This is a genomic window from Microbacterium salsuginis, from assembly GCF_012524205.1.
In the GTDB taxonomy this organism is placed as follows: Bacteria; Actinomycetota; Actinomycetes; order Actinomycetales; family Microbacteriaceae; genus Microbacterium; species Microbacterium salsuginis.
Genome location: NZ_JABACI010000001.1, coordinates 407084 through 423494, shown reverse-complemented (window position 1 = coordinate 423494; position 16411 = coordinate 407084). Strand labels below are relative to the sequence as shown.

26 protein-coding genes are annotated in these 16411 nt (G+C 68.5%); 7 read left to right on the top strand and 19 right to left on the bottom strand.

Annotation, left to right across the window (positions count from 1 at the left end; translation table 11 throughout):
• Window positions 1-67: 67 nt before the first annotated feature.
• The 8 genes from HF576_RS02065 to HF576_RS02030 all read right to left on the bottom strand — a co-directional run bounded on the left by HF576_RS02065 (window position 68) and on the right by HF576_RS02030 (window position 5875).
• The gene (locus HF576_RS02065) at window positions 68-313 is read right to left on the bottom strand and encodes a hypothetical protein (RefSeq protein WP_168911116.1); all 246 of its coding nucleotides are present in this window, start codon (window positions 311-313) and stop codon (window positions 68-70) included.
• A complete protein-coding gene (locus HF576_RS02060) occupies window positions 310-483 on the bottom strand; it encodes a hypothetical protein (protein ID WP_168911115.1) in 174 nt (57 codons plus the stop codon). Before HF576_RS02060 ends, HF576_RS02065 begins: the two co-directional genes overlap by 4 nt.
• On the bottom strand, window positions 480-650 hold the full coding sequence (locus HF576_RS02055; protein WP_168911114.1) for a hypothetical protein: 171 nt from the start codon (window positions 648-650) through the stop codon (window positions 480-482). The genes HF576_RS02060 and HF576_RS02055 overlap by 4 nt, the downstream gene beginning before the upstream one ends.
• Window positions 651-861: 211 nt before the next feature.
• Complete coding sequence (locus tag HF576_RS02050; RefSeq protein WP_168911113.1) at window positions 862-1485, bottom strand: hypothetical protein; 624 nt, start codon at window positions 1483-1485, stop codon at window positions 862-864.
• Window positions 1486-1630: 145 nt separating this feature from the next.
• Window positions 1631-2722, bottom strand: a complete 1092-nt coding sequence (locus HF576_RS02045; RefSeq protein WP_168911112.1) for a hypothetical protein — start codon at window positions 2720-2722, stop codon at window positions 1631-1633.
• Window positions 2719-3081 (bottom strand): hypothetical protein, encoded by a 363-nt coding sequence (locus HF576_RS02040; protein WP_168911111.1) that lies wholly within the window; start codon window positions 3079-3081, stop codon window positions 2719-2721. Before HF576_RS02040 ends, HF576_RS02045 begins: the two co-directional genes overlap by 4 nt.
• An 11-nt stretch (window positions 3082-3092) precedes the next feature.
• The gene (locus HF576_RS02035) at window positions 3093-3437 is read right to left on the bottom strand and encodes a hypothetical protein (RefSeq protein WP_168911110.1); all 345 of its coding nucleotides are present in this window, start codon (window positions 3435-3437) and stop codon (window positions 3093-3095) included.
• Window positions 3434-5875 carry a phage/plasmid primase, P4 family gene (locus HF576_RS02030; RefSeq protein ID WP_168911109.1) on the bottom strand — a complete coding sequence of 814 codons (2442 nt, stop codon included), beginning with the start codon at window positions 5873-5875 and terminating at the stop codon, window positions 3434-3436. The genes HF576_RS02035 and HF576_RS02030 overlap by 4 nt, the downstream gene beginning before the upstream one ends.
• Before the next feature lie 59 nt (window positions 5876-5934).
• Here HF576_RS02030 and HF576_RS02025 point away from each other — a divergent pair, with 59 nt between their 5' ends.
• Window positions 5935-6159, top strand: coding sequence for a hypothetical protein (locus HF576_RS02025; RefSeq protein WP_168911108.1), 225 nt, complete (start codon window positions 5935-5937; stop codon window positions 6157-6159).
• Between the two features lie 333 nt (window positions 6160-6492).
• Here HF576_RS02025 and HF576_RS02020 read toward each other — a convergent pair whose 3' ends face one another.
• From HF576_RS02020 to HF576_RS01970, 11 genes are all read right to left on the bottom strand, one after another.
• Window positions 6493-7185, bottom strand: coding sequence for a hypothetical protein (locus tag HF576_RS02020; protein ID WP_168911107.1), 693 nt, complete (start codon window positions 7183-7185; stop codon window positions 6493-6495).
• Between the two features lie 22 nt (window positions 7186-7207).
• Window positions 7208-8170, bottom strand: a complete 963-nt coding sequence (locus tag HF576_RS02015) for a hypothetical protein (protein WP_168911106.1) — start codon at window positions 8168-8170, stop codon at window positions 7208-7210.
• A complete protein-coding gene (locus tag HF576_RS02010) occupies window positions 8167-8478 on the bottom strand; it encodes a hypothetical protein (RefSeq protein WP_168911105.1) in 312 nt (103 codons plus the stop codon). The genes HF576_RS02015 and HF576_RS02010 overlap by 4 nt, the downstream gene beginning before the upstream one ends.
• Window positions 8475-8864, bottom strand: a complete 390-nt coding sequence (locus HF576_RS02005) for a hypothetical protein (protein WP_168911104.1) — start codon at window positions 8862-8864, stop codon at window positions 8475-8477. Before HF576_RS02005 ends, HF576_RS02010 begins: the two co-directional genes overlap by 4 nt.
• 3 nt (window positions 8865-8867) lie before the next feature.
• Window positions 8868-9485, bottom strand: coding sequence for a hypothetical protein (locus tag HF576_RS02000; protein WP_168911103.1), 618 nt, complete (start codon window positions 9483-9485; stop codon window positions 8868-8870).
• 14 nt (window positions 9486-9499) lie between these two features.
• Window positions 9500-10036, bottom strand: a complete 537-nt coding sequence (locus HF576_RS01995; protein ID WP_168911102.1) for a crossover junction endodeoxyribonuclease RuvC — start codon at window positions 10034-10036, stop codon at window positions 9500-9502.
• On the bottom strand, window positions 10033-10227 hold the full coding sequence (locus HF576_RS01990; protein WP_168911101.1) for a hypothetical protein: 195 nt from the start codon (window positions 10225-10227) through the stop codon (window positions 10033-10035). Before HF576_RS01990 ends, HF576_RS01995 begins: the two co-directional genes overlap by 4 nt.
• Window positions 10224-11564 (bottom strand): ParB/RepB/Spo0J family partition protein, encoded by a 1341-nt coding sequence (locus HF576_RS01985; RefSeq protein ID WP_168911100.1) that lies wholly within the window; start codon window positions 11562-11564, stop codon window positions 10224-10226. Before HF576_RS01985 ends, HF576_RS01990 begins: the two co-directional genes overlap by 4 nt.
• An 87-nt stretch (window positions 11565-11651) precedes the next feature.
• Complete coding sequence (locus HF576_RS01980; protein WP_168911099.1) at window positions 11652-11936, bottom strand: hypothetical protein; 285 nt, start codon at window positions 11934-11936, stop codon at window positions 11652-11654.
• Window positions 11936-12100: an excisionase gene (locus HF576_RS01975; protein ID WP_168911098.1), complete on the bottom strand. Its 165-nt coding sequence runs from the start codon at window positions 12098-12100 to the stop codon at window positions 11936-11938. The genes HF576_RS01980 and HF576_RS01975 overlap by 1 nt, the downstream gene beginning before the upstream one ends.
• A 29-nt stretch (window positions 12101-12129) precedes the next feature.
• Complete coding sequence (locus HF576_RS01970) at window positions 12130-12399, bottom strand: helix-turn-helix domain-containing protein (protein WP_168911097.1); 270 nt, start codon at window positions 12397-12399, stop codon at window positions 12130-12132.
• Window positions 12400-12523: 124 nt separating this feature from the next.
• Between HF576_RS01970 and HF576_RS01965 the strand changes: the two genes are divergently transcribed.
• The 6 genes from HF576_RS01965 (at window position 12524) to HF576_RS01940 (ending at window position 16403) form a co-directional block, all read left to right on the top strand.
• A complete protein-coding gene (locus tag HF576_RS01965) occupies window positions 12524-13027 on the top strand; it encodes a helix-turn-helix domain-containing protein (RefSeq protein WP_168911096.1) in 504 nt (167 codons plus the stop codon).
• A gap of 53 nt (window positions 13028-13080) precedes the next feature.
• Complete coding sequence (locus tag HF576_RS01960; protein ID WP_168911095.1) at window positions 13081-13515, top strand: ImmA/IrrE family metallo-endopeptidase; 435 nt, start codon at window positions 13081-13083, stop codon at window positions 13513-13515.
• Window positions 13508-14671, top strand: a complete 1164-nt coding sequence (locus tag HF576_RS01955; protein ID WP_168911094.1) for a tyrosine-type recombinase/integrase — start codon at window positions 13508-13510, stop codon at window positions 14669-14671. Before HF576_RS01960 ends, HF576_RS01955 begins: the two co-directional genes overlap by 8 nt.
• A gap of 360 nt (window positions 14672-15031) precedes the next feature.
• Window positions 15032-15244, top strand: coding sequence for a hypothetical protein (locus tag HF576_RS01950; protein ID WP_168911093.1), 213 nt, complete (start codon window positions 15032-15034; stop codon window positions 15242-15244).
• A 303-nt stretch (window positions 15245-15547) separates the two neighbouring features.
• Window positions 15548-15847, top strand: coding sequence for a hypothetical protein (locus HF576_RS01945; RefSeq protein ID WP_168911092.1), 300 nt, complete (start codon window positions 15548-15550; stop codon window positions 15845-15847).
• A 25-nt stretch (window positions 15848-15872) separates the two neighbouring features.
• Entirely contained in the window at window positions 15873-16403 is a 531-nt protein-coding gene (locus HF576_RS01940; RefSeq protein WP_168911091.1) for a BatD family protein, read from the top strand.
• Window positions 16404-16411 lie beyond the last annotated feature (8 nt).

Genomic DNA, 16411 nt, shown 5'->3' with positions numbered 1-16411 from the left:
GACGGTCCCTGCGAGGTTATCGCCCGCGCCCGACATCAGTAGCTCAGAGCAGACCGGGGCGAGGGCATCAGTCCGTTGCCGCTGTGGAATCAAGCTGGGTGAGCTTCTTCCGCATCCGCCATCGATGGGTGGGCCAGGCGAGGAGGCGGGCTCGGAACCAGGCCTGCAGCACCTCCTGCTCGACGACGCGCACACGCTGCCCGTCGCGCTCTTCCCAGCCCATCGGCATGCCCTGCTGCCGCCAATGCCGGATCGTGCGCGGAGACCGCTTCACGAGGGCCGCGGCCTGCCGATAGGTGAGAAGGTCGCTCATGCGTCGTCGCGGCGGGCAGCGGCCCGCTGTGTCGGGATGAGGGTGTCGATCCCGCGGCCGTCGTTTCGCACCGGTGGGATCGCGAGCAGCGCCTGCAGGTCGATGAGCCGCGCCTGCTTGCTCGCGGCATCCGCCGCCCGCTGACGGGCCGCCCGCTCTGACGCGCTCACGTCGCCACCTCGGTCTCGGTCTCGCAGGACGGGCACCCGCGCTTCATCGTGCCGTCAGGCACGATGTGCAGCACGGTCTCCGGCCAGCCGCAGGGGCAGGGGTCGTCGGTGATCGCGGCGACGATGCCTGTCTCTTCGTCGCGGTGGGTGACGTAGAGGATGCTCATCGGTCGCACACGCCCGGCGTGCCAGGTCCTGGATGCCGCCGCCCGCAGAGGTCGCGCGGCGTGCTCCGATCCGTGTGGCTGGGCAGGATGCAGGCCAGGTGCACCGCGCCCCGCTCTGTCGTCTTCAAGTCGGCGTTGCGGGTGAACCAGGACACTCGGCGCTCGCCCGGTCCGATCGGCTTCTCGCACGCCGGACAGATCAGCGGCTCGTTCATGGCAAGGCTCCTTCGGTGTAGGTCTGGCCGCAGACTTTGCAGCCCTTCGTGAGGATCGGTTCGCCGTCGGGGCCGTCGATCCAGTCGACGAGCACGCCTTCCTCGCCACAGGTGGTGCACCACTCGGGGCGGGCGCGGCGCACGGTGCCGGTGTCGAGGCGGGTACGTGCTCTGCGGATGAGGCGGAACAGCTCCGCCTCGAGCGCGGTGAGGTCCGGCCAGTCCCGAATGTCGTACACGGCCGCGGCGAGCCACTCGTTCGCCGAGTAGGCCCACAGGCGTGCGAGCTCGATGTCGTCGGGCAGCCCGGGCGGGAGGATAGGTGCCTCCACGCCGACCCGGGAGGACGCGACCGTGAGGTAGGAGCGGAGAACCTGCCAGACGGCGGCCGCGTTGCGGGACTCGGGTCCGTCGACGACGGGCATGTTGTCGATGTACCCGCCGCCCGAGACCCGCTCGCGGAGCTGCGCGGCGCGGAGGCGGCGCGGGGCCATAGCGACGGTCCCGGTCGCCTGGACCACGTTCGGCAGCTGGTCGACGTGCCACAGGTACTGGTCGACCCACTCCCGGTACGCGGCATCCGGGTCGATCGCGTCGACCGGAGCGAGTTCGACGTTCACGACACGCCGCCTCGCGGGTGACAGGTGCACTCCGGCCGGGGGATGTGGCCGTAGGGAGACCAGCAGCACGACCGCTTGCACCGGGTGGTGGGCGCTGGGCGGGGCCGCGGTTCAGGGGAGAAGGCGGGCCGGAACGGCTTCGGGCTCATGCTGCCCCTCTCGCGCGCAGCTCGGTCTGGTCGAACGCCCCAAGGCCGAGCTCCTCGCGGATGCGCATCACCGTCTTGGAGGTGCAGCGGATTGCCTCGGCGATCCGGCCGTCGCTCCATCGCTCGGCGTGGAGGCGGCGCACGCACTCGCGGCGCTCTGCGGGCCGGAGTCGGACGCCTTCGCCGGCGATCGCCAGCTCGATCGCGACCTCGTCGACGGCACCTTCCTCGTCGGGGACAGGTGGTTCCTCGTCGGTGTCGATGTCGTCCCAGGCGAGCGGGGGCAGCCAGCGACGCTGCTTCGCGAAGTTCAGCGACCGGGTGTAGGCGATCTTGTCGCGGTGCGTCTCGCGCGGAGGGGCGACGTCCCAGAGCTCCTCGTAGAGCGCAGCGACCTCGCGGTGGGTGGCGGCGCCGACCATGTCGCGGCGCATCATCGTGTGGAAGTTCTCGACCGTCCACCCGAGGAGACGCGCGACCTTGGAGAGCGACCAACCGCGGGCGACGAGCGCCTGCACGCGCCGGTGCGTGGCACGTGCAGGGACGGACTGGCGGGCGCCGAGGTTCTCGATGGTCGCCTGCACGGCGAGGATCTTCTCCGCCTTCTCGCGGGCAACCCGCTTCGGGATCTCGCCGTACCGATCGCCGGGGTCCTGGCGACCCCAGATCAGCGTGCGCACACCGGTAGTGCCGACGCCAGCGAGCTCGGCGACCCGCTTGTACCCGATGCCGAACTCACCGAGCTTCAGGATGTGCTCTCGGACCGGGCCGGCGTCGACGAGACCGGTGTCGAACCGGCCATACGCCTTCTGCTTGCTCCGGTTCCGCTCACGCGCGTTGTGCGCCTCGACGCATGGCGTGCACCGGCACTGGTGCTGGATGAAGCAGGTTGACGCGGCCGCGTGCTTGTGGTCGTCGGGGCACACGTGGTCGTTCTTCTTCTCGCGAGGCGGGAGCTTCACGTGCTGCCCGAGCTCGCCGGCCTTCCACGCGGCCTGGTAGTGCGCGTGGCAGAGGCGCCGTGCGACGGACCGCTTCTCGCAGCCGTCGTGCGTGCAGACGAGCTTGATGCCGGGTGTCGTGCTCATGCGCATTCTGCTCGCGCGGTCGCGGCCCATGTGCACGTGACCTCGGAATCCGTGCTGGTGATGCGGTCGATCGAGGGAAGGTGCCACGGGAGGACGCCACAGCAGGCGGTGACGTCTGCGGTGCCGATGGGCGCCGCGTGCACCGTGACGGCGATCGCCGCGGCCGCGGTCTCGGCGAAGTACTTCTCGGACTCGTCGGCGAGCTCGAGCAGCCCGGCCGCGAGCTGACGCGCCTGCTCGGCGGTGAGCGTCTCGCGGTAGCCCGAGCTGCCGCCGGTGCGGATCTCGATCGACCCGTCGTCCTCGAGGTCGACGGCGACGATCGTGCGCTCGGTGACGCGCGTGATGCTGGTGCTCATTGTGATCTCCTTCAGAAGGGGCAGGTGTCGGGGATGGATGCGGGGTCAGGTGCGAGCTCGAGCGGGAACGCATCCCACACGCGGCCGCACCCGTGCTCAGGGGCGACGTGGCCGGGGACCTTGCGCTTGGGCCAGTAGGCGGTTCGGTGGCTCGTGACGGTGCGGCCGGCGTGCTCGTGGACCTGCCACAGCGGGATGCCGGCGATCACGCAAGCGGTGATCTGCTGGTAGTCGAGCGACACCGGCTCGAGCTGCGGGTCGCCGATCAGCACGTCCTGGTGCCAGTCCCAGCGCACCTCGAGGACGCGGCCGCCGCAGCGCGTGCAGGCGGCGTAGAGAGGCGTGGTGGCGGTCATCGCTGATCCCACCGGAGCTCGGCGTCGCCGTCGTCGACTGTCTCGGGCGCGTAGAGGCTGACGTTCGTGTAGAACCGGCGACCGTTGGACTTCGCTGTGCCGATGTCGAACCGCTGCTTCAGCTGCCGGCCGAATGCGGTGGTCGTCACGGCGTCCTCGTGCTGCTCCTTGCACCACGCGTCGTACGCGCGGCGCAGCTCGCTCATCTCCACCCGCACCATGTCGCCGCCGCCGACGCGGCACCGGTCCTCCACGAACCGGCCGAGGTGGTCCTCTTCGGCCCGGTACGTGTCGGTCGCGGCGAGGACCACGTCAGGCGTGCGGAGGCCGTCTGTGGCGTAGTCGACGGCGCCCTGGATGATCCACGCGAGGATCCCCGGCCCTTCCTCGTCGACGAGCCGCTGCTGCAGGTTCTCGATCTTGTCGGCCTCGGGCACCGAGTGCGTGAAAGGGATCAGACGGAGGCGGCGCCACACCGAGTCGCCGCCCGTCTCGACCTTCGGCTGGCTGTTGCCGAGGAGGAGGAACGTGTGCGACGGGTTGAAGTCGAAGAAGTCCTTCCCCATGAAGCGGGCAGTGATCGTGTCACCACCGGTGAGGGCCTTCATCTTCGCCTCGTCGAACTTCGTGTCCTCGTTGATCTCGGACGTGACGACGAGACGTCGACCCTGCAACATCGCGAGCTCGGTTGGGTGCTTGGTGGGGCCCACGACGAGAAACCCCTGCGGTGCCGACGTGCCGTAGTCGCCCGCGACACCGAGCATCACCTCGGCGAACACGCCCTTGCCGTTGCCCCCGGCGCCATGCGCGAACGGGAGAACATGCTCGATCACTTCGCCGATGAACATCAGCCCGGCGAGGCGCTGCATGTACCGCTCGAGCGGCGCGTTCGACTGGAACGTGGTCTGCAGGAACTTGTTCCACAGCGGCGTCGGCATCGACGCATCCGGGGCGACGGATGTCTGCTTCGAGTGGAACAGTGCCGGCGTCGCCGCGGCGATCGCCCCCGTGCGGAGGTCGACCACCCCACCAGGGGTGTTCAGCTGCCACGGGTGCCGGTCGAACTGCGAGGCCGGGACCCGCATCGCCGGCGTCGCACGCGCCAGGCGCACGGCATCGGCGATCGCCCGTGCCCGCATCGACTTCAGCCGCCACGCCTTCAACTGGACGTTGTCGGTCGGGATGCGGCGGATCACGTCACGCGCCGCCTCGATCGCGGGTCCGTCGTCCGGATGCCACGCCCAGCGGGTGCCGTCCCACGTGACCCACTTCCCGGCATCCGGGACGTAGCGGAGCTCGCCGGAGTACTCGGCGACCAGGAGGCGTGCGTTCCCGTCGTCGGTGAGGTCTGCACTGTCGGAGCCGATCGACACGGCCGGTGCTGTCGCGGCCACCGGGTTGCCGAGCGCGGAGATCTGCGTGCCCGTGGACGTCGTCCGAGACCCGGGCGCCAGTTCCCGCGGCGCCCGGTACCCGTGGCCGGCGTCGACGAGGGCCTTGGCCGCGGCCGCGTGATCGCCACGGTGGTTGAGCAGCGCGTACGCCCCGAACTTCGTGTACGGGATCTCCGGCTCGAACGCCGTCGACGACGTGAACACGTACAGGCGATCGCGGTCCGAAGCGTGCCCGGTGGTCGCGCTGAACCCGTCGTTCTTGCCCGGGCGCCGCCAGTACTTCGTCGTGCCGCGGGTCATGACGAGGGTCCAGCCGACGAGGATCTCCGACCAGTCCGTCTTCGCCTCGAAGTCATCACCGGGTGTGATGTCGCCAGCGGCCGCGTGGTACGTCGTCGACCACTTCGCGTCGACCGGGCCGGCCGCGGCTTCCTCGGGCGGCATGGTGTCGAGCGCGGCGTGCACGACGGCGTGCAGCTGGTCCCGTTCCTCGCGGGTGATCGTCGGCAGCGACGCTGGGCCACCTGCGAGGCGGATCCAGGCGCGGCCAGTCGGGTGCACCTTCCCGGCCGACGGGGCGAGCACGACGAACCCGCCTGTGCCGCGCGTCTCGGCGAGCGTGTCACGGTAGGGCGGTTCGTCTTTCGGCTGCTGCGCGACCTTCGTGTTCCCGGGGACCTCGCCGCCGTCGAGCCGGTAGAACAGGTGCAGCCCGCCGGACGGTGACTGCTCGGACCAGCCGGAGACGAGCCGGTCATAGACGGGGCGGAGGCCTGTCCCGTCGAGCAGCTCGACGACGTCGCCCATCGACCCCATCGCCTTGCCTTCGACCTCGAGCATCTCGACGTCGCCGTACCCGGTGACGAGGCCGATGCCCTGCTCGACGACGTCGCCGAACCAGGACTGCAGCTGGTCTGTGTCGGCCGGCTTCGAGGTGTAGTTCTTCCACGAGACACGCGGCCGCTTCGTCCCGTCGGCAGCGACGGGAACAACAGACAGCCCTGCGGCGTGGAGCTCGTGTGCCGTAGCGAGGAGGGCAGTCATGCTGAGACTTTCTGGTGATGGATGGTCCGCGCTCGATCGCGCCGCTTACACTTCGAGGCATGGCGAAGAACGTGGCGCACCTCTACATCGGCGAGGGCGAATCGCAGTCCCGGTTCGACTTCTCGGATCCGCACAAGTGGGAGGCCGTGAGGAGTCAGCTGGAGAACATCGCGACGGGCAAGCTGCCCGCTCCGCTGCGGCTCGAGCGCGCTGGCACCGGGGGCACCGTGACCTTCCTGATCACTCACGCCTCGACAGTCAGCTGGGTGGAACTGCCTGACTGATCCCATCACTCTGCGCACGCGCACGCTCCGCTGCTGGCGCGGACCGTGAAGCACGAGGGGCACACAGCCGCGGCGTCGAAGTCGAACTTCGTGAGAGGGCATCGGAGATGCCGCCATTCGCTGAAGGCGTTGCCGCGGGTGATCTGGTCGCCCGGCTGGATGAAGCTGAAGCAGTCTGGGCAGCGGGCAGGGTGTGTGGCGATGCTCGGTTCGAAGGTGTGTTGTGTCATGTGCCCTGGCCTGGCTCGAACAGGCTGCACACCGCGTGGCAGGGCTGGTGGGGCTCGGGAGGCCCCTGCAGGCCGCGCGGCGGTGGCGGCGCGGCTGGTCGGGTCAGAACGGGGTGGCGTCGAGGACCGCGATCTGTTGCGCGGTCGCACCGATTGCGGTGGCGATCGTCGCCTCCGGGATCTGTGCGGCACGCAGCTGCTGCAGTTGCGCGATCTGGTCCTGAGTGAGCCCGCTCGGGTGGGGCGGCTGCTGAGCCGGAGCCGCGAACGGCGCCTGCTGTTGGGGGACCGGCTGCTGCACGGCCTGCTGCGGCGCGACATTCGCCGTCGTGGGCACGAACGTCGGCGACTGCTGCACCGGCTGAGCCGCGGGTGCCGCGGCCGCAGGCTGCACGAACGCCGACGTTGGAGCCGTGTACTGGACGGCGTACAGCTTCGCCGGGTTCGCCGGGTTCGCCGACGCCGGGTCGTTGCCCACGTACTGCACGGTCAGCACCCCGCCAGGCAGGATGTCGGACGCGCCCGCAGCGCGGATCGCGTCGCTGATCGCGCGCTTCATGTTCTTCGAGGCGACGTAGAGGGTGCGGGTGCCGTCGTCGTTCGGGTCCTCGCGCTCGTTCGTCTGCAGGTCGACGAGGATCTGCATCTTCGGGTCACCGTTGGGCCAGAAGTCCGGCTCCTGGCTACCGAACTTCGTCTGCTGCCGCTCGCGCGGCGCCGACTTCACGGTGCCGCTATGCGACACCCCGATCTGGTCGAACTTGAGGCCCTTGTTGCTGGAATCGAAAAGGGACATGTCTTCTCCTTGGTTGGTCTTGTCAGCGGTCGAACAGGTTGGTGACGGGTGCGAGCACCGCTGGCTGCGGTGTCGCGGGAACCGGCGTCGGGGCCGGGGTCTCGGGGTCGCACGTCGGGTGGGTGGTGAAGCCGCCCATCGCGGCGATCGGGGAGAGCGGCTCACCGCAGGCGGTGCACCGCGCAGGGGCCGTGGGGAGCGCGGCGAGCGGCCGCGGCGCAACCTCGGGCTCGGGCACGACGCGGAGCTCGCCGATGTCGAACAGCGACCCGCCGGCCGCCCGCTGCTGGGCGCGTTTCTCCGTCTTGCACCAGGTGCACCACTCGTCATCGCACAGCGGCGACGCGGCGAGCGCCGCCTCGATGCCGACAACGGTGAGCATCGTCCACAGTCGGTTCGCGCGGAGCATCGCCTCGGCCGCGAGGTGCGCGTCGTACGGCTCCGACCAGAAGTAGGTGTTGTGGAGCTCGCCGTCGCGGGGGAGGAACGCGATCGCCACGTTGCGGCACGGGCCCCATCCGCCGTCGGCGGTGAACCCCTTGCCGTAGAGGTGTGCCTGTACCCGGTACTGCTGGCTGGGTCCGTGGAGCCGGTACTTGGAGAGCTGCTTCGGGCCGACGATCTTGTGGTCGATGACGGTCCCGGTCGGAACGTGGAACAGGTCAGAGTGGCCGTCGATGTCCTGGCCGCCGATCTGCCCGACTGTCACCTGCCACTCGGTCACCCACTCGGTGCGGTCGACCTCGCCGCCGCCACGGTTCGCGGCGTCGAACCACTGCTCGAGCTGGTCGTGGACCGCGGTGCCGACCGCCGGCTTCCAGGCGGGACCGCGGTCGGGCTCGCCGTCGCCGTTGAGCTTGTGGAGGATCCACCTGTCGCAGGGTCGGCCGATCTCGCTGGGACCGATGCGCTTCTGCAGCGACCGCGGATGCCGTGCGATGCCGTCCTTGATGACCCCGAGGTAGAGGTCCTCCACCGAGCTCATGCCTGCGACTCGTTCGCGTCTTCGGCCTCCACGGTGACCGGGTGGGGCTGGGTGAGCGACTCGGGGATCACGACGATCGCCTCCGGGCGCAGCGGCAGGAACGCGCCCTTGGGCAGCTCGACCATGATCTTCACCTCAACCGTTCCCGGCTTCGGCTTCTGCGACTTGCCCTGCGTCGAGCCGACTACCTTCGCGCCCTGGATGGCGCTCGGCGTATCGAACTGTCGGTACTGCTTGGCCTGCCACGAGTACTCGGGCTGCACTTGCAGGTAGACGGTCGCGCGGACCGTGTCCTGGCCGCTGCTCACTTCACCACCACCGACTTCTTGCCGCGCACCTTGAACGCGTCGAGCGCGGCCGGTGCGAACTGCCTCTTCACGACGTCCTGGTTGAGCGACGCCTTGGTGGTGTACAGCTGCGGGTACTCAGCGGCGGGGTACTTCTTCTCGAGCGCGGCGTAGTCGGTGCGCGAGTACTCGCGGATCTCGACCTTCGTGCCGGCGATCTCATGGGTGCCGACTTCGCCGCCGAGCAGCTCGATCAGCTGCCCGTCGATCGCCTCGAGCTCGCCGGCGAGGATCTCCTGATCGGCCTTGATCGTCGCGCGCCGTTCGATCAGACGCTGCATGATCGCGTCGGACTGACGCGCGGGCTGGTCGGGGCGAATGGGCGTGATGGGTGCGGGCGTGCTCATGGGTCAGTCCTCCTCAGTGGTGGTGGTCTCGTCGACGAGCTCGGCGTCCACAACGACGTCGTCCTCGCTGACGGCGAAGCCCTGCTCGTACTCGCCAATCAGCTGCCGCACTAGCTCCCCGAGCGCAGGCTCGAGCAGATGCAGGGTGTGCGCACCGGGCAGGATCTCCCCGTACTCGGCACGAGGTAGGGCGTGACGGTCGAGCACGTGGGCGCCTGACGCCGCAACGAGCGAGAGGCCGAACACCCCGGGCGCTTCGTCGGAGATCTCGATCGAGTACTCGCCGACGCTCGCCTCCAGTTCGAGCGGTGTCGCGGGCTCCGGGTCGGTGTCGGGCAGATCCAGGGGTTGCTTGATGTGCTGCACACGACCGTCGTGGAGTCGCTGGATGAGGTCGCGCACGTCCTCTTGGTCGTCGGCGTCGACCGCGATCTCGATGTGGACGATCTCCACCTTCGGGACGCGCTCGAAGTTCTCGGTCTGCGTGATTTCCTTCGTGCGCACGAGCGCGACGACGGGCACGTACTCCTGCTTCGGATAGATGTTGAGCAGGTGACGAGTGTTGGACTCGAGGCCGTTGTCGTCGTACTCCTTCGGGAGCGACGGGGCGAGCTTGACCATGTGGGTGATTCCTCTCAGTGGGTGGTTCCGGCGGGCCAGGCGAGGCGCGCGTGCGCCTCCTCTTGGCCGGGGAGATAGGCGGGTGTGGGGATGCCGGCCCAGCGGGCGCCGGCCCACGCGAGGCCGAGAGCGTCCGCGACGTTGTCGTCGGGGATGTGGGCATTCGGGAATGCGGCGCGGAGGGACGCGACGACGTCGCCCTTCTTCGCGCGGCCGTTGCCGGTCGAGAGCTTCGCGCGGCTCGGAGGGGCAACCTCGACGACGGGGCCGCGGGCGAACATCTGGTCGACGAGCCACCAGTAGAGGGCCATCCGCTCGCCGTGCGCGCCGTGCTGCTTTGTCGAGTTCGGGACCTCGATGAGCGTCACGTCGACGCGAGCGGGCACCGAGTTGAGGACGCCGGCGATCGCGCGGCGGAGACGCTCACGGCGAGCGAGCAGCGTGGTCCCGAGGTTTGGCGACACGATGCGCCGAGTGAGAGCGCCGCCCTCGGTGTCGATCACCGCGACGCCGGTGCAGGTCAGCGACGGGTCCAGGCCCACCGCGATCATGCGAGCACCGCCAGACCGATGAGGATCTCGACGAGGACGCCGGCGCCGAGGATGCCGGTACCGATCACGAGCCAGCGGGGCGCGACCGGCTTCGTCGAGTACTCCATGGGTGCGTCGTGAGCGACGGCGCGCCGTGCGTGGAACGGGCGGCGGCGGAGCACCGCCGGTGTGCGCAGCTGCAGCCGGCTCACGCGTCCGCTCCCGCGGCGTCGACGATCGCCTGCTCGATCTCGCTAAGGCCGTAGCCCCACTCGGCGAGCAGCCGCAGATAGACGGGCGAGACCTTCGACCAGCCGCCCTTCACACCGAGCTCCGCCTCGTGACGAGCGATTACCGAAGCCAGAGCGGCGCGGGCCGCGTTGATTGGCTTCTCGGCCGCCCACGCCGCGAGGGTGCGCGCGGGATACCAGTCGTCCTCGGCTGCGGGGCGCTGCAACAGCTCGAGCGCCAGCTTCTGCCACTGCCCCCAGGCTCGTGCGTGCGTCTCGGTGAGGTCGTGTAGCAGGAACAGGTCCCACCCGGTCGGCATCGTGCGGCGGGTGAGGAGCTGCTCGCGGACCCACGTCGTGCGCACCGTCGTGACTGAGAGCCACTGCTCGGCACGGGCCTTCTCGAGCTGCTTCTGCTCACGCTCGGCCGGAGTGAGCTTCGTCGGGGCGGCGCGGTTCTTATCGCGGTGGCCGTTCTTGGCAGGGTCGGTGCAGAGGTAGTGGACCTCGACCTTTCCGTTGTAGCCGCGCACGCCGACGTAGGCAGCGTGGCCAGGGCAGTCGGCGTGCTCCGCGAGGGCGATCGGTTTGTCGGTGGCCCTGTCAACGAGCTGGTCGAGGAACAGGTGCTTGTTCTTCTCCTTGGCGTAGTAGTCGCCCGTCGACGGCTTTGCCGCGATTGCGACACCGGCGGCCTTCGTCTCCTTCTCGAGCTCCTTCGTACGTGCCGCGGCCGCGCGCTCGTCCAGGATCTGCTGCAACGCGTGGTCCTTGTTCCACCGCGCCTCGATGACCCGCTTCGTGTCGGCTTTGCTGAGCCCCGCCTCGGCGATCTTGGCGGCGAGCTCAAGCGTCACGCCTTCCTGGCCGATCGCGGCGGTAGCGTGCGGGGACTTCGAGGCCGTGACGACCGCGGCCACCTGAGTCTTCGTCGCACCCGTGCGCTTCGCGATCTCGGCAGCAGGCAGCTTGAAGTCGAGAGCGAGCTGCGCGATCGCCGCAACGTGATCGGTCGTGGTCAGGCCCGCCCGGTCCTCGTTGACGACGATCTGCTCGACAATGCGGGACGCCTCGTCGACGATCGCCGGCTGCACGAACACCGGGACTTCGGTGAGGTCAGCGTCGACGGCAGCGAGAGTGCGCATCTGCCCGTCGACAACCTCAAGACCGTCAGCGGTCTGCTGGGCGATGATCGGCACGAGGATGCCGTGCTGCTGGACGGATGCCACGAACTCCTTGCGGAGCGTGACCTCCTTGCGAACGTTGGGACCGATGAGCAGTGTCTTCGGATCGACGCGCACGATGGCGGTGGTGGACATGCTGACTCCTGTTAGATCGGTGATTCGGTGAGGTGGTGGGGGATGGGGTCTGGGTGAGGCCCGCCGGAGACGCGGCGACGGTCGGGATTACGTCGCGGTGTCGGGGGAGTTGGCGTCCCCGGCGGGAGCGGATACGTCGGGACGGCGGACGCCGTGACGCTCGAGTAAGTCGAGGGACCCGAGCGCGTCGGGGTGCGATCCGTCGATCGGGGCGATCCAGAAGCTGGCCCGGAAGGCGTCGATGCCCCAGGCCCAGACGACTAGCAGCACGACGCCGAGCAGGAACAGGCCCGTGATGCTGAGGCGGACGACGTCGACGACGATGAACAGGACGCCGGCGACGAACGCGATCCAGGCGAGCAGCGCGCGCATCAGGCCACCGCCTCGAACGTCTGCTGCCACTCGGCGACGGCGTCCGAGTCGTAGCGGATGAGTGCACCGGCCTTCACGAACGCGGGACCGGTCGGCTCACCCGCCCGAGTCTTCGACCGCCAGTTCGCGAGCGTCTTGACCGAGAACCCGGTCCGCTCCGACACCTGAACAGGCGTCAGCCACCGACCGGACATCACGCCACCGCCGCGACCGGCTTGTTGGCGGTGACCTCGAACAGCACCTCGAACGACGCGTGAGGAAACGCGATCAGGGCACGAGCGATGAAGTCGCCCGAGGCCGGCTGCTTACGCGTCGAGACGCGCCAGAGCGTCTCAGGAGAGACGCCGATAATCCGCGCAAGCTCGGCCTCGGTCTGGATGCCATTGGCCTTCCGGAGGTCGTTCAGCTTGTCGCGGCGCAGCCAGGTCTTGGGCTCTCCTGCATTGGTGTCAAGTTCCTGCATGCGAGTAACCATACGCAGAACCTGCGGCATTGCAACTCTCCTGCAATCGTGTCTAACCGGGAATCCGCGGAATCTTGCGGCAACGCGGATGCAAAGTCATTGCAGACATGCAATACTCGGGGGTGTGGCTACATCACCGACACCATGGAGTGAGTACCTGAAGCGCGCAGCGCCGGACCTCTCACAGGCAGACCTCGCCGTCGCACTCGGCCAGAACGATGCCACTGTGAGCAGGTGGCTCAGCGGGAAAACTCAGCGCCCCGACGCGGACACGATCGTGGCCGTCGCTCGGAAGCTGGGGCAGAGCCCGGTATTCGCTCTCATCGCGACGGGCTACCTCACCACCGACGACCTCGCCAGCACGAGCGTGCCCAAGGCGTACGGGTTGGATGAGTACACCGACCTCGAGCTCTCCAAGGAGATCGTCCGGCGTATCGAAGCAGGCAGCGCCACCGAGGCGCTCACCGAGCCGATCAGTTCCGAGCTGATCCAGGAGGTGCTCGACGAGAAGGCCGCCCCGAAGCCCGAGGACGAGATCCCCTACATCGGTCGCATCGCCAAGAAAGACCTGCCGGAGAAGCGTGCCGCAGACAAGAAGCCGCGCGTCGGCGGGGACCCTGCCGACTGAATGTCGGCGGTCTCGCGGAGGCTGGTGCGCGTTGCACATTCGAGGGGGATCGATTGCGTGAGCTGATTGCGTACGCCGCGCGGCAGGGGGTGACCGTGCACGTCGCACATCTGCCGGCTCCGTACCGCGGCTACTACGACGCCGAACGCCGCCAGGTGGTCTATGACTTCAACCTCACCCCGATCGAGCGTCGCGTCGTCCTCGCCCACGAGCTCGGCCACGACCACCACGGCCACAACTGCGAGGAAGACCCGCGCAGCGAGCGCGCAGCCGACGCCTTCGCAGCCCGCCTCCTGATCGACCCCGCCCGGTACGCCGAGCTCGAGCGAATCACGCACGACGTCGCGTCGATCGCCGAGGAGCTGCGCGTCACCCCCGACCTGGTCGTCGTCTACCAGGAGCACTGCCTCACCCGGCTCCGCGGCGTCACTTACGTCCGCCCCCGCATGGGCATCAACCAATGGCACTACAGGAGCTCCTATGCCTAGGCCGCCACTCGAGCTCGAGACGTGGGGCAAGATCCGCCGCACCACCGTCGACGGGAAGCCCACCGCGATCGCCAACTACCGCGGCTCCGACGGCCGCACCCGTCCGATGCAGCGGCAAGGCAAGACGCCCGCCGAAGCCGAACGCAACCTCATCAAGGCGCTGAAGCAGCAGCTCGCGCCAGCCAGCGACGACCTCTCACCCGACTCCACCGTCGAGCAGCTCGCAGAGAAGTGGATCGACTCGAAGGGCAAGCTCGCCGAGGGGTCCCTGCGCATCTACGGCAAGGCGATCCAGAACCACATCAAACCCGGCCTCGGCTCCGTGCGACTCAAGGAAGTCACCGTCCCACGCCTCGACCGGTTCATCACCGCCGTCACCAAGGCATCCGGGCCAGGCACCGCCACCACCGCTCACGTCGTCCTGCGCGGCATGTTCGCCCTCGCCTCACGACACGGCGCCGTCAAACCGAACCCCATGGTCGACGTGCCCGCGCCGGAGAAGCCGAAGCGACGCGGCCGCGCAGCAGCCCCCGACGCCGACGTGATCCGCGGCATCCGTACCCGCTTCGAGATGTGGGACGCCGGCACCGAACCGCGCGAGGAAGGCGACCGCCGCCGCCGACAACCGCGCGCCAGCGACCTCCTCGACAGCACCGACATGATCATCGGATCCGGCGTCCGTACCGGCGAGCTCCTCGCACTGCAGTGGGACGTCCTCGACCTCACCGCCCAGGTCGTCACCATCCGCCGCACCATCGCACAAGACCGCGACGAGAAGTTCTTCGTCCAGGAGTTCACCAAGTCAGACGCCGGCTACCGCGAGCTCGAGCTCCCAGACCCCATCGTCGAGATGCTCCTCCGTCGCCGCGTCGCATCCTTCTCCGAATTCGTGTTCCCCTCCGCCGTCGGCACCTTCCGCCACCCGAACAACTACCGCACCGTCTGGCGCGCCGCCCTCCGAGACACCCCATTCGCGGGCGTGACGCCGAAGAGCTTCCGCAAGACCGTCGCCACCGTCATCCGCAACGAGCTCGGCATCGCAGCAGCCAAAGACCAACTCGGACACGAAGACGAGAAGACCACCAAGGCGCACTACGCCGACGAAGTGCACCGTGGCCCCGCAGCCGGCCCAGTACTCGCGAAGCTCCTCAGTTAAGACACGCCGAAACGAATCAGCGCGTCGCAGTTGACGCAGGAGTACTTGCCGCCCCTAACGTCATGGTTGTACAGGTGTCGGCAACAACACCAAGCACGAGAGCCCTGACCGAGCGACCACCGCTCCCGGGGCTCTCGTCATTCCCCACAGCAACCCCGGCCGGGAGTACGAGCAGCACCCCGCAGGCTCCTCCCGGCCGGGACGCCAGCCGGTGTCAACGCGGGCACGATGCACGCCGCGAAGGACTCCCACGACGCCCGCCGATTCCTCGGGCGAGGAGCACCTGCACCGCCCCGCGGGGCGCCGACCGGCCAACACCGCCGGCGCCCCGCACACAGCCCACCGCGACCGAGGAGACGAATGAGCGACGGACTGAGCGCATCCCGCATGTCGCTGGAAAGCGAACGCAAGAAAGCCATCGCCGACGTCACCCAGCTCGACACCGACATCGCCACCGCCGACGCCCAACGACAACTCCTGCAGGAGCGCCGCGCCTTCCTTCAGGCCAAGATCGCGCAGCTCACCGAAGGCATCGACGCCCTACGCACAGCAGAACAGAGCAGCCAGGTATAGCCACCGGAACCGCTCGCACGAGCCGTCCGCAAACTGCGCCCTGAAACTGCGCCCTGCCCCCGATCAGCCAGGGCGCAGTTTCAACGACAGGGCGCAGTTAGGGCGCAGTTCAAAACAGCAACCTGACCCTCTGATTCCCGCGTAATTCCGCGGGTTTCACCCCTACAGGGCGCCGTAGGGCGCAGTTTTCTCAATCGTCACAGCTCTTTGATTAGTTACTAAGGGACCGAGTTATACGCGCGCAGGGCACGCACAACCTGAAATCGCCGCAAACTGCGCCCTGCCAGCCCCGACGGAGACCCCATGGGAGCCAGAACCAACACCCGCCGGCAGCACAAGCAGCGTGTCGACTTCCGCGCCCAGTGCGAGGCGAACGACGAGCCCTGCTGGATCTGCGACCTCCCGATCGACTACGCGGCCGCATGGGACGACTACGGCAACGACGACCGCTTCCAGGAAGACCACTTCTGGCCCGTCTCCACACACCCCCACCTGCAGGAAGACCCGGAGAACAAGCGACCATCGCACGCCGGATGCAACCGCGAACGCGGCAACGGATCACCCGTCGTCGACCTCGGCATCCCGTCCCGCCAGTGGGCATGACCGGGGGAGGTCATAGAGTGCCGCTGTGGATTGTACGATCGCCTGCCAGCTCGACCGCATTGCCGACGCCATGTCAGGGTTCGACTGGAACGCGTTCTGGGCAACCCTCATTGCAACGATCATCGGCGCGCTCGTCGCGTCTCTGATCGGGCTCGCCGTCGCCCGGGCAGAACGTCCGCAGCCGTTCTTCAGGGTGGAGGCGTCACAGCCCAGCGGCAACTGGTGGACGAACCGCGATGGTGAGGTTGGGCTGCCCGTCGAGCTCTGGAACATCGGAGATGGCCCTGCGTACAACGTACGTCTCACCATTACAGGAGCCCCGAACGCCTCACGCGAGATCGTGACTGCGAAGCTCGAGCCGGGCGAGTCCCTCAGGAGCTCCATCACGGTCCCCGGACACGGCGAGCTTGAGTCCAATCCTCTAACCGGTCATTACAACGACACTCGAAGCGTCACCTGGCCGGCTCACGCCGATGCCCTCATCACGTGGCAGCAGCCACCCCAGAGGCACCGCGTGCGGCGCCTCCGCCTCGCCCTCACGAACCCATTCGCGTAGCCCGCAGA